The sequence below is a fragment of the Paenibacillus chibensis genome (assembly GCF_004001045.1).
Taxonomy (GTDB): domain Bacteria; phylum Bacillota; class Bacilli; order Paenibacillales; family Paenibacillaceae; genus Paenibacillus_AQ; species Paenibacillus_AQ chibensis.
Genome location: NZ_BIMK01000028.1, coordinates 49502 through 62055, shown reverse-complemented (window position 1 = coordinate 62055; position 12554 = coordinate 49502). Strand labels below are relative to the sequence as shown.

Sequence of the window (12554 nt, the reverse complement as noted above, 5' to 3'; positions counted from 1 at the left end):
GATTCCATATATCGCTTCGTCGGCATTTTTTTAATGAATCCGCAAACGAAACGTGGCATATCCTTCGGCGGTTGAACGATCATGCTCCCCAATGTAATCATTCCATCTGCCAGGCAGATCGACCATTCCCGTCAGCTTCGGCGGCTGGGCTGCTCCTCCACCTTTTTCATGAAAATCCTCCGGTGTCAAAAGCTGTGAGCGGTAAAACTCCCACTCCCCCGTCAGTTGAACGGATCCGTCCCGGGCAAAGTCCCAGCTGCTCAAATTCAGCCTGCCTTGGCTGGCGTTTGGACCTTCGCCTGATGAGATAATCAATTGGACGATCAGACAGACCGGCAGAATCACGATCAGGACAATTCCCGCCAAGATGATCAGGCTTTGTTTTTCATAGGTTAACCCCTTTAATGAAGCTTTTTATCGCATAAATGATTCGTGGCATGAAATGGTAAGCAATAGCTGTTATATAATGGAACCCTATGCTTGTCAACAAGAAGTTTGGCTTACCTGACAAAATGTTAAATGTAGCCGACTTCATGCCATTCTCCTTCCAGACGGAAATCCGTACAATGGTACACAGGAGGCGATTGTCCGCATGAAGAAACCGAATATTTTATTGATTACCAGCGATCAGCAGCACTGGGATACGCTCGGCGCATTCAACAGCGAGATCCAAACCCCGAATCTGGACCGTCTGGTGGGGGAGGGAACCACCTTTACCCGGGCCTACTGTCCGAATCCGACCTGCACCCCGAGCCGTGCTTCAATCATAACGGGGTTATATCCGAGTCAGCACGGGGCTTGGACGCTTGGAACCAAGCTCCTTGAAGACCGGCATACCGTGGGAGAAGATTTCGACGCGGCGGGATACCGAACGGCGCTCATCGGCAAGGCGCACTTTCAACAGCTGCGGTCTACGGAGCAATACCCGTCCCTTGAATCCTACCCTATCCTGCAGGATGAGGAATACTGGAAGCAGTTCCATGGGCCTTTCTACGGATTCGATCACGTGGAGCTAGCCCGCAACCATACGAACGAAGCCCATGTCGGACAGCATTATACGCAGTGGCTGGAGGAGAAGGGCTGCACCAACTGGAGGGATTATTTCCTGGCGCCGACAGGGAATATGGACCCGAGCATTACCTATCGATGGCCGATTCCTGAGGAGTATCATTACAATACATGGATTGCGGAGCGCACCAATGCCATGCTGGAACAATATCAAGCGGGCGGAGACAGCTTCTTCCTGTGGTCCAGTTTCTTCGATCCGCACCCGGAATACCTCGTTCCCGAGCCTTGGGATACGATGTACGATCCGGACGCCTTAACGCTTCCGACAGGCATGGCGGGCGAGCATGACAATAACCCTCCCCATTTCGGCATGACCCAGGAGGACCATCCGGATTTCTCCCCGTGGATGGAGAGCGGTTTCGGAATCCACGGCTACAATTCGCATCAATTTTACGGATACGGAAATAACCATCGACTCACCGATGAGCATAAAAGAAAGCAAATGGCGACCTATTACGGCATGATCAGCATGATGGACCACTATATCGGCACAATCCTCGATAAGCTGGATGCGTTGGGCATCGCGGACAATACCATCGTCGTTTTCACGACCGATCATGGCCATTTCTTCGGTCAGCACGGGCTGCAGGCCAAGGGCGGCTTCCATTACGAGGACCTGATCAAGCTGCCGTTTCTCGTGCGCTATCCGGGCCGCGTGCCTGCAGGCAAAGTCTCCGGAGCGATTCAATCTTTGGTGGATCTGGCTCCCACATTCCTATCCCTCTGCGATATCCCCATTCCGCATGCCATGACAGGCGTGGACCAGAGCAAGGTATGGCTTGGAGAAGCGCAGCAGGCCCGGGATCATGCCATCTGTGAATTTCATCATGAACCGACGACGATTCATCAGAAAACGTATGTGGATGAACGGTATAAAATCACAGTCTATTACAACCAAACCTACGGGGAAATCTTCGATTTGCAGGAGGACCCCCAGGAGTTTCATAATTTGTGGGACGACCCGGCTTATGCATCCTTGAAATCCGAGCTGATGCTGAAGTATATCTGGGCCGAACTCGGCAAGGAATCGATGCCAATGCCGCGGGTTTCGGGCGCGTAGACATACCGTCGCTAAAAAAGGCAGCCCTCAGGGCTGCCTTTTGCTTCAGTTCGTATTTAGCATAATCTCGACATCATGATGGTACGCATTGAACATGCTTCTATTGAAGAGCTTGTAATTACGCCCCCCCTCCTCGTCAGCCGGCTCCTGGCATTCAAAGCATTCCAGCGTCTGATCCTCCTGTACCGTTCCGTTCAAAAATCCGTTCTCGCAATAAATGGTTTTGCCGCAGCTCCGGCAGCTGCCGATCCACTCCTGCATGGCTCATACCTCCCGTTCGGTTTTACAAATAAAGGTAAACCATATTCTTTATCCTATCATGTCGTTACCGACACGCAAACAAAAAAAAGGCGGTCTCCCCAAGCGGGAAACCACCCCTTTTCTGCTATTCCATATTCAGCAATGCACTGATCCGTTATCGTCTTCTTACGCGTCCGAAGATCAGCGATACCACGAACAGAATCAGGAAGATGAAGAACAGCACCTTCGCGATGCCGACGGCGGCCGAGACGATTCCGAAGAATCCGAAAATCCCCGCCACAACAGCGATAATCAAAAATAATATAGCCCAACCTAACATAATAATCACCCTTTTCATAACGTCGTATTGTTTGATACTTACTTGTAACCGATCTGCTGCCGCTTGAACCTGGGTTGTAAAAATTGTAAGCCCGCTGATCCAAAAAATTCATGACAGCAAGCATGGCGTTTTATGTTGTAAATTTTTCCAATACGCCTTATTGTGAACGTAAGGAGGGATGATAAATGAATGTAAATGCCGGCCCTGCCACCGCGACGGATTCCCCTTTCACTGCCGCAGAAATGGAACATACGGAACTGATGCCGAATTACCGCGTGGATCTGAGATCCCATGCCTCGCCCGAGTACCAGAAGTTCATAAGTCTCAATCCCGTCCATGACTGGTCTCTTCTATCCTGGAAGGATGTCGGCAAGCCCTATGAGGTCAAAAGCGTTGCCCAGGACCGCAAGGCTTGGGAGCGGGAGCACGGCACCTCCATGGATGCCCATACCGCTTGGACCCACTTCAACCAGTCTTTCCATCAGTGGTTCATTAAAGACGTCCCCGCCGAGATCGCTAAGGAAAAAGCCGAGTTCTTCAAAAGCTTGAAAGCGTTTAACTTCCATCAGATTCGTGAAGGGATCGGGGACGTCGTCCGTATCCACCTGTGGAATTATGTGCACCGGATTCAGGACGGCGTATGGGATCCTAGGGGCAAACGGGCCTTGTTCGAAGGGCTGGATGTCCAGAAACCGCGAATCCTTTTTCTTGGCGCTGCCGAAGGCTACGAGGCGATGCAGCTGGCAGCCATGTATCCCGGGGCCGAGGTCGTTATGGTTGACTATGATGAATACTGCCGCACCACCCGGTTTGCGGAATTCCCGGATGCCTACCCTTTTCTTGGGGCGAATCCCTGCACCGGCAGCCCGCAGGTATACTACAAACATAATTTCAATATTGAATATGTGGTCGATGACATTCGGAGGCTCCCCTTTGGCCGGGAGTTCGATATCGTTCTCTCCGTCGGGCTGCTGGAGCATTTTCCGGACGAGATCAAGCCCGAGGTGGTGGATTGGCACCGGCGCTTCCTGAAGCCCGGGGGCTACGCCATTATGACGACGCCAAGAAATCAGCTGAGATCCCGCCTGTTCTATCAAATCATGGCTGACGTCATGAACCATACGTACCGCGAATTGATGACGGTACAGCAGATGGGGCTGTACGTTTACGAGAACGGCATGGATATTTGCAGGCATGGGTACATCAAGGTGCATAACGGCGTTGTGGCAAGGATGCGGTGAGCTTGTCATTTAGTGGAGATGATATAGGGGAAAAAGGTCCAGCCTGGCCGTTGTATGCCAAGATGGACCTGTTTGTCGTTACGGAGCAAGCTTCAAGAAATCCTATCTTACATGGACTGTCCGGCATCCACCGTGATGATCTGCCCCGTCAGAGCCTCCTGTTCGAGCACAGCACAGATCATATGGGCGATATCCGCAGGCTCAGCCGCTTCGCCAAGCAACAGCGTGCCGGCCAGCTGCTCCATCTGCTGCTCCCGCCCGTCCCACCACCGGGTCAGGACGGCTCCGGGAGCCACGCAGTTCACGCGGATATACGGCGCAAGGGATTGCGCCAGCGAGCGGGTCAGCCCGTGAACGGCTGCTTTGGAGACCGCATAGGGCAGCGAGGAGCCCTTGCCGGTAATGCCAGCGATGCTGCCGACATTGACGATCGCTCCCTGCCGCTGCCGCTTCATCCAAGGGGCGACGGCTCTTGCACAATAAAACATGCCTCTGACGTTGATGTGAAAAAGCTCATCCCAAGCATCATCCGTCACCAAGTCCAGATCCTCCATCGCGATGTGGCGGGTTATGCTGGCGTTATTAACCAATACATCGATGCCGCCCCATTCGCCTGCCAGGGTATCCACCATCGCGAGAACCTCCTGTTCGCGGGATACATCAGCCTGGATGGCCCGCGCTTGCCCGCCCTTGCTTCGAATCATGCGCACCGTTTCTTCGGCTTCCTGCACCGACCGCGAATAGTTCACGGCCACTGCGGCTCCACGTTCCGCCAGCGCCAGCGATACCGCCCGTCCGATTCCTGTTCCTCCGCCTGTAACGAGTGCTTTTTTGCCGCTAAGCTCCATCGTTAATCCTCTCCTTTAATCTGAGTAAATACACGCGACCGGTCCCCATCGTCATGCAGCTGTCATGGCCGCCAGCCTATTCTTCCGCGGCAAGCTGCGCGATCCCATGGCCAAACGACCAGTTTTCCTGCTTATTCTCCGTCAAAATGACCATCACGTCCTGCGGCCTCACGCCCGCGTTCGCTTGCAGCAGTTCCGCAATCCGGGCAAACAGGGCCCGCTTTTTCCGGAGTGTGCGGCCTTCCTTCATCGTGATCTGGATGAAGATCTGCTCCTCCGATCTGTCGATATTCATGTAGTGCCGATCATATAACAGCTCTCCGGGCGCATGCGTCGTGATCACCTGAAAATAATCGTCCTCCGGTACATCGATCGTCTCGACCATCGCCTGATGAATGGAACGGCTGATCATGGACAGCTCCTCCGCCGGCTTTCCTTCATGCAGGTCTATGCGAATAAACGGCATCGCTCTCTCCTCCTGTATTCTTTTCATTGACAAGGTCATTGTATATGAGGATTATATATTTGTATAATTGAATTAAATGAATGATTCCTTCAAAATAATTGAACCACAGGAGATGCATCGATTCTATGGATTTGAAGTCAGTCAAAACCTTTCACCGGATTGCGGCCCTCGGAAGCTTCAACCGGGCAGCGGAGGAACTCAATTACGCCCAATCCACCGTTACCATGCAGATGCAGAAGCTTGAAACCGATCTCGGCATGCGTCTCATGGAGCGCGGCAGAACCTTCGAATTGACGGAGGCCGGCCGCCTGTTTCTGGAACAAAGCGCGCATATCGTCCGCGATATCGAGCAGCTGCAAACGACGATGACGGAGCTGGTCGCAGGCGCAGCCGGCCATATCCGCCTCGGGGTCGTGGAGCCGATTGCGAGCTACCGGCTGCCGGGCATTCTTGCCCAGTTTCTGCATGAGTTTCCGCAGATACGCGTATCCGTCAGCATCGCGAGCTCTCCGGTGCTCAGCCAGCAGCTTCTGCACGGCGAGCTCGACCTCGCTGTCTGCTCCCCGCCGCTGCTCGGGACCGGACTCTACTTCGAGCCTGTGCTGACAGAGCATTTTGTCGTGCTGCTGCCGGAGCAGCATCCCTTGACCGGGAAGCAAACCATTTCCGTTCAGGATCTGCGGAGACACCGGCTGCTGATCACGGCTGCCGATTGCCCCTATCGCCGCAAGCTGGAAATGCTCCTGCAGGAGCCTGGCGGCCCTCCGCTCGACACCGTGGAAATCGGCAGCATGTCCGCCTTGAAGTATTATGTGCAATGCGGCATCGGGGCGGCGCTCGTTCCGGCTTCGGTACTCCAGCCCGAACCGGCTGGCACCGTCATCCGGCCGCTGATGGATGACGAGGTCGATATGACCTGCGGCCTGTTATGCAGAGAGCCTGATTATCCGCCGCGGCTGGCGGCTGGCAGGCTATACGAAGCGCTGAAAAAGGAACTCCCGGCCGCCGATTCATTGAAAGCCGGCACCTTTATCTTGTAGATACAATAAGCCCGGGGGTGATTTCCCCCGGGCTCTTTCCTTTTTCCCAATGCGGCGGTTTGTGTTGAATTTCTGAAATGCTTTCTGCGGTGCCTGCTTAATAGTCGGCTTTCCTACCGTAACTATCTTTAAATTCGCCCTGCCTTCGTCCGTTTCAGCAGCCGCAAACCATGCACGTCCAGATGAACGGCAGCCTGCTCGGCACGACCGCTGAACAAGTCGGTGAATGCCTGCCCAGCCAGCCCGATCTCCTGCGCTTGACCGCTGAAATTGAGCAGAAATACATAATCGTTCTCTCCGTCCGTACGCATCTGCGCGGTCACATCGGAAGGGAGCTCCGTATCTATCACCCTGGATACGCCAGCTTCTTGAATGAGCTGACCATAGAAATCGGCATAGAACGGTTCCTTCGCCCGGGCCGCCAAATAGTACGCTTTTCCTTTTCCGAAGGCGTTGACGGTCAATGCCGGACGTCCTGCATAAAAATCCTCCCGGTATTCCGCCAACACCTCCGCTCCTTCCGTATGGATCAGATCGCATAAATCATAAACCTCATAGCTCTCCTTCAAGCCCGGCAGCTTGTCGTCACGCCGTACGAGAGCATTGTACTCTCCCTCATGCAGGCCGTCGATCTCCTCGGACCAAATGCCAAGCGTACTACGCAGCGGTCCGGGAAAGCCGCCGAGATGGCACAGATCGCTTTCGTTCACGATGCCCGACCAATACGTCGTCACAAACGTTCCGCCACCGGCAACGAAAGCTTCAATCGCCGCGCCGGCCTGCTCCGTGCACAGATACATCATCGGAGCCACGATCAGCTTGTAATGTGCAAAATGATCATCCGAACCGATCACGTCCACCGGCACGCCAAGCTCCCAGAAGGCCCGGTAGTGCTGCATGACCGTACGCTCATAATCGATGCCCCGATTCAGCGGCCCTTGCGAATCCTTCACCGCCCAGCGGTTATCCCAATCGGCGATGATGGCTACCTGGGCCGGAACGGCCGATCCAGCGACACTGGCAATCTTCTCAAGGATTCCCCCCAGCTCCGCCACATCGCTGAAGACCCGGGTATGCTCATGCCCCACATGGTCCACGACGGCGCCGTGCAGCTTCTCACTGGAGCCGCGGCTCTTGCGCCACTGGAAATACTGCACTGTATCCGATCCGTGCGCCACGGCTTGAAGCGAGGACAACAGATGCATGCCGGGACGCTTCAGCTTGCTGACCGCCTGCCAGTTGGTCATGCTCGGCGTGCTCTCCATCAGCATGAACGGCTGCCCGCCCTTGAGGGACCGGAACAAATCATGGTTGAACGAGAACCATGCGGCGAGCGCCCCCTGATCCTGCAGATCATGCCAGGTTGGATAGGCATCCCAGGAGATGACATCGAGAATATCGGCGAACTTGCGATAATCGAGACCCTCGAACCAGTCCATCATGTTCGCGGTGACCGGCAGCTCTGGCCGGATCGCCCGCAAGGGCGCAATCTCGTGGCGGCAGAAGTCGACCGTACGGTCGGTGACGAACCTTCTCCAGTCCAGATTATGGCCGTGCACCATCCGTTCCCCGTGCGGCGCGGGCGATTCGATCTGCGACCAGTCGGTGTAGGTATGGCTCCAGAAGGTTGTCCACCAGGCCTGGTTCAGCGCCGCAAGCGTGCCGTACCGTTCCTGCAGCCATTCGCGGAAGGCTTCCTGACAGAAGTCGCAGTGGCATTCGCCCCCGTATTCATTGGAGATATGCCAGCCGATCACAGCCGGATGATGGGCATAACGTTCCGCCAGCTTCGTATTCATGATGCGGACCTTTGCACGGTATACCGGCGAGGAGTAGCAATGGTTATGGCGTCCCCCGTGCAGATTGCGCACGCGGTTCGCTTCCACGCGAAGCACCTCGGGGTACTTGGCGGACATCCAGGCCGGCCTTGCGCCGCTTGGCGTAGCCAGCCAGGCATAGATGCCGTTCGCTGCAAAACGGTCCAGTACCCGGTCCAGCCATTCGAACGTAAAGATGCCTTCCTCCGGCTCCAGCGCCGCCCAGGCAAAAATGCCGATCGCCATGACGTTGCACTTTGCCAGCTTCATCAGGCGGATATCCTCCTCGAGTATTTCGGGTGCATGCTGCCACTGATCCGGGTTGTAGTCTGCGCCATGCATAAATCCCTTCAGCTTCGGGCTGATGGGCGGAAATGAAGTGGTCATGGAGTATCCCTCTTTCTGCCGTTTATGATTGATAAAGGCGTCATTTTTTCGTTCACTCTTCAACTCATCGTAACTTCTACGCCACGTATGGAAATCCTTTCAGATTCAACATGGTATTATTCATGCAAACGGTGATGACTGTTCCCTGACCCAGAATCATCGCAGCCTCCCCAGCTCTGCTTATTCCTTCACCGAACCCATCACCAGGCCTTTGACGAAATATTTTTGCAGAAAAGGGTAAGCCAGCAGCACGGGCAGCGCGCCGATGAAAATCTGGGCGGCATTCACCGTTTTTTGCGACAGCAGCGCCGCTTCCTTCGGATCGATGCTCATAGAGCTCATGTCCTTCTGGACGATGACGGTCTGCAGGAACGTCGCCAGCGGAAAGGAGCTGGAATTGTTCAGGTACAACAGTCCGTCAAACCAGGAATTCCAGTGAAACACGACGCTGAACAAGGCCAGCGTGGCGATCGCCGGCAGGGATACCGGCAAGAAAATCGAGAACAGCGTGCGAAAATGCCCCGCCCCGTCGATGAATGCCGCTTCCTCCAGATCCTTCGGAATCCCGCGGAAGAAGTTGAGCAGCAGAATCGTCAAATACACGTTCACCGCTCCCGGCAGCACCAGCACCCAAAAGGAATTAATGAGATGAAGGTTTTGAATCACGATATAAAAAGGAACCAGGCCCCCGCTGAAAATCATCGTGAACACGAACAGCCAGGAGTAAACGTTTCTCGCCTTGAAGACGCTCGTTTCCTTTGACAGCGGATAGGCCGCCAGAAATGCGAGCAGCAGCGTCAGCGCCGTGCCGATTACGGTTCTTTTCACGGAAACCCAGATGGAATGCAGGAATACCGGGTTGTCGACCGTTTTTTTGTACGCTTCCAGCGAAAAGTGCACGGGCCACAGTCCGACCAGATTGGCATCCGCCGCGGATTTGGCGCTGAACGAAACGGCCAGCACATGCAGCAGCGGCACCACGCACAGCAGCGATAGGCAGAGCAGCACCAGCGTATTGGCGACGGTGAAAATACGGTATGAAGCGGTTTTATGATACATCGTTCATGTCCTCCCTCTAAGACGAAAAATCGCGATCAACGGTTGCTTGATAAGGAATGCTGCTTTACTGGATGTTCTCTTAGAAAATCCGGTAGTTTGCCAGCTTATAGGCCATTCGATACGAAATAAAAATCAGGATCATCGAGATAACGGATTTGAACAGCCCGATCGCGGTTCCAAGTCCCATTTCACCGTTCAGGATCGCCGTACGATACACGAAGGTATCGATAATATCGCCTTTTTGGTAAACGAGCGGATTGTACAGGTTGAAGATTTGATCAAAGCCGGCATTCAAAATATTCCCGAGAGCCAGCGTCCCGACAACGACCGCGATCGGCAGCATGGAAGGAATGGTGATGTGCAGGGTCTGCTTCCAGCGTGATGCCCCGTCCACCTCCGCTGCTTCATACAGCGATGGATTCACGTTCGAGAGGGCCGCCAGAAAAACAATCGTCCCGAATCCGAAATCCTTCCAAACATCCGAGAGGATGACGGTAAAGCGGAACCAGTCGTTGTCTCCGAGGAAAAAGATCGGGCTGATCCCGAACCAGGAGCTGAGGATCCGGTTAACGAAGCCGCCGTCCGTGGAGAGCACATCCAGCAAAATCCCGCCAAGAATGACCCATGAAAGAAAATGCGGAAGATACACGAGCGTTTGGACAAACCGTTTGAAGAAGGCCTTTCGAACTTCATTCAGCAGCAGCGCAAAGGTAAATGGAGCTGCGAGGTTCAGCACGATTTTCAACGCGGAGATGATCAGCGTGTTCCAAATCACCTCCATACTGTCCTGTCTTGCGAACAAGGTGTGGAAATTGTCCAGCCCTACCCATTCAGAGTGCGTAAAGCCAAGCCAAGGCTTGAAATTTTGAAATGCCATGACGATCCCCGCCATCGGCACGTAACTGAACAGAATGAGCAGCAGCAGCGAGGGCAGCACCATCACATGCAGCGGCCAGGTTTTCTTGATATTCATTGTCGTCTCCCCCTATGAATGGGCATCTTTTCCCGTTTGTACCGTCATTATAGCAACGCCGTAAAAGCCGCAGTAGCTCATAAAACCAACATAAATGGCATAATTGCAACCAGTTAAAAAAAAGCATGTAGAAGTTTGTTTTCTTATGATAGCGGGATGGACAGGCTTCGATTGTTATACAAAAAAAGGACGTCCCCTGCCGGATCGGCAGCCGGGGACATCCCTCTTCTCATCGCTATTTACTTAGCTTGGAATACCAGTCATTGACCTCGTTTGTAATTTGTTCCCCGCCCGATCCCTTCCAGGTCTCGACGAATTTATCGAAGCTGTCCAGCCCCTGCTTGCCGTAAATGATCTCGTTAAAGGTCTGGTTCTCGATTTTGTTTAGGTAATCCATTTTGGTCTTCATCGTGGAGGTCGTTGGCCCCGTGTACATGTTCGGATAAGCAATGCCTTCCTGTCCCATCAGCACTTTCGCCGCTTCCGGCGTCTCGAGGCCGTAGTTCAGCTTCACTTCCTTCTCCAGACGTGTCGTGGCTTCCTTGCCGTCGGCCAGGTTCAGCAGCGCCTTCATCTGCGCATCCGGTATCCGGGCTCCGTCTCTGACAAGCAAGTAGCGCAGGCTGTTCACATAGCCCCCCGGGATATCCTCATAGCGAAGGGCCTTGCCGCTTGCATCCATATCGTAGTCGTATCCTTTGAACAGTCCGTTATCAAATACGCCGCCAGGCTGGGAGTTGGCCAGATTTTCGAACATATAGTTCTGATAGGTGAATACCGCTTCCGGATGCTTCATGTTTTTGTTGATCAGCGTCACGCCGTTCGTAAACAGCGTCCCGTGGCGTCCCGCTTTGCCGTCCGGACCTGCCGGCAGCGCGATCGGCTTCCATACGGCCGACTTCACGTTTTTGACCGTATCCGCCAGCGGCCAGCCGCTCATCCAATACGGACCCGGCAGAATTCCGGCTTTCCCCGCAACCGCAGGCTCTGCTGTTTTATTCTCGTCCCAGAGCGCCGCTTCCTTCGGAATGTAGCCTTTGCTGAACCATTCGCTCAGCTTCTGCAGCCCCTGCTTCATGGCCGGGTTAATCGAGCCATACTCCAGCTTGCCGTCCGCTCCCTTGTTCCACTGCTGCGGAATCGTTCCGTACGCTCCAAACACCCAGGAAGGGTCGCCCATCCAGGTATTCATCGTCGTTTTGAAGCCGATGCTGAGCGGGATCACTTCATCCGGCTTCAGGCCGTCGGGATTGTTGTTTTTGAAGGCATCCATCACCTTCTCCAGCTCATCGATCGTTGTCGGAGCGGAGAGTCCGAGCTTATCCAGCCAGTCCTGGCGGATCCAGAGCAGATAGTCGTGGTTGTAGGCGTAGTCCAGAACCGGAATACCCATTCTCTTGCCGTCGCGGATGTAAGGATTCCATACGTTCGGATCCTGCTCCATGGCCTGCTTCCACGTATCCGACGCATATTTATCAAATAATTCGCCCGCATCCTGGAACATGCCCGAATCGATCAAATCCTGCGCCAGCTGCGCATCCCCGATCGTCACGACATCCGGCATCTGCTGGCCGGAGGACATCGCGAGCCGGAGCTTGGTCGCAAACGCATTGTTGGTATCGGTGACCGACCATAACGATTGGATGTCGATGCCGAGCGTATCCTTGGCCCACTTCGTCGCCACGTTATTTTCGATGGTTTCCCCGTTCTTGAATTTCAGCTCCGGGTCCACGCCCCAGACGGTCGTGATCGTAACGGGAGGATCATATTTGTCTTTATAAGCGTTTTCAACTTGAGCTTCGGCTTGCGGCTTCGCTCCCGTATCAGCAGTTTGGGTTGTCTCCCCCTTGGAACCTGAACATCCGGCAAACAGCGTGCTGACCAGCATCAGGCTGCACACAAACGTCCACGCTTTCTTCGAATAAGTCTTCATATCGCTCCCCCTTATTTCTCATCTTGCTACAGTTTTCATTATAGGAGCGCCCGGCCAAGCGGCCTATGTCATTCTCCGAAGA

The 12554-nt window shown here is 54.2% G+C and carries 12 protein-coding genes; 3 read left to right on the top strand and 9 right to left on the bottom strand.

The window, feature by feature from the left end; genetic code table 11:
• Positions 1-30: 30 nt before the first annotated feature.
• A complete protein-coding gene (locus PCH05_RS27760; RefSeq protein ID WP_246049775.1) occupies positions 31-366 on the bottom strand; it encodes a hypothetical protein in 336 nt (111 codons plus the stop codon).
• A gap of 226 nt (positions 367-592) precedes the next feature.
• On the opposite strand from PCH05_RS27760, the gene PCH05_RS19650 reads away from it, so the two are divergent.
• Complete coding sequence (locus tag PCH05_RS19650; protein WP_127605004.1) at positions 593-2128, top strand: sulfatase family protein; 1536 nt, start codon at positions 593-595, stop codon at positions 2126-2128.
• 45 nt (positions 2129-2173) lie between these two features.
• Here the strand turns inward: PCH05_RS19650 and PCH05_RS19645 are convergent, their stop codons facing one another.
• A complete protein-coding gene (locus PCH05_RS19645) occupies positions 2174-2389 on the bottom strand; it encodes a hypothetical protein (RefSeq protein ID WP_127605002.1) in 216 nt (71 codons plus the stop codon).
• A 154-nt stretch (positions 2390-2543) separates the two neighbouring features.
• Positions 2544-2708, bottom strand: coding sequence for a DUF1328 domain-containing protein (locus PCH05_RS19640; protein WP_127605000.1), 165 nt, complete (start codon positions 2706-2708; stop codon positions 2544-2546).
• A 185-nt stretch (positions 2709-2893) separates the two neighbouring features.
• On the opposite strand from PCH05_RS19640, the gene PCH05_RS19635 reads away from it, so the two are divergent.
• On the top strand, positions 2894-3949 hold the full coding sequence (locus tag PCH05_RS19635) for a class I SAM-dependent methyltransferase (RefSeq protein ID WP_127604998.1): 1056 nt from the start codon (positions 2894-2896) through the stop codon (positions 3947-3949).
• A gap of 107 nt (positions 3950-4056) precedes the next feature.
• Here the strand turns inward: PCH05_RS19635 and PCH05_RS19630 are convergent, their stop codons facing one another.
• On the bottom strand, positions 4057-4797 hold the full coding sequence (locus tag PCH05_RS19630) for an SDR family NAD(P)-dependent oxidoreductase (protein WP_127604996.1): 741 nt from the start codon (positions 4795-4797) through the stop codon (positions 4057-4059).
• Between the two features lie 76 nt (positions 4798-4873).
• Entirely contained in the window at positions 4874-5263 is a 390-nt protein-coding gene (locus PCH05_RS19625) for a tautomerase family protein (RefSeq protein ID WP_127604994.1), read from the bottom strand.
• A gap of 125 nt (positions 5264-5388) precedes the next feature.
• Between PCH05_RS19625 and PCH05_RS19620 the strand changes: the two genes are divergently transcribed.
• Complete coding sequence (locus tag PCH05_RS19620) at positions 5389-6303, top strand: LysR family transcriptional regulator (protein ID WP_127604992.1); 915 nt, start codon at positions 5389-5391, stop codon at positions 6301-6303.
• A 128-nt stretch (positions 6304-6431) separates the two neighbouring features.
• Here the strand turns inward: PCH05_RS19620 and PCH05_RS19615 are convergent, their stop codons facing one another.
• The 4 genes from PCH05_RS19615 to PCH05_RS19600 all read right to left on the bottom strand — a co-directional run bounded on the left by PCH05_RS19615 (position 6432) and on the right by PCH05_RS19600 (position 12472).
• On the bottom strand, positions 6432-8507 hold the full coding sequence (locus PCH05_RS19615; RefSeq protein ID WP_127604990.1) for a beta-galactosidase: 2076 nt from the start codon (positions 8505-8507) through the stop codon (positions 6432-6434).
• Positions 8508-8687: 180 nt separating this feature from the next.
• The gene (locus PCH05_RS19610; RefSeq protein WP_127604988.1) at positions 8688-9566 is read right to left on the bottom strand and encodes a carbohydrate ABC transporter permease; all 879 of its coding nucleotides are present in this window, start codon (positions 9564-9566) and stop codon (positions 8688-8690) included.
• A gap of 79 nt (positions 9567-9645) precedes the next feature.
• Positions 9646-10539 carry an ABC transporter permease gene (locus PCH05_RS19605; RefSeq protein WP_127604986.1) on the bottom strand — a complete coding sequence of 298 codons (894 nt, stop codon included), beginning with the start codon at positions 10537-10539 and terminating at the stop codon, positions 9646-9648.
• A gap of 235 nt (positions 10540-10774) precedes the next feature.
• Complete coding sequence (locus PCH05_RS19600) at positions 10775-12472, bottom strand: type 2 periplasmic-binding domain-containing protein (protein WP_127604984.1); 1698 nt, start codon at positions 12470-12472, stop codon at positions 10775-10777.
• Positions 12473-12554: the final 82 nt, after the last annotated feature.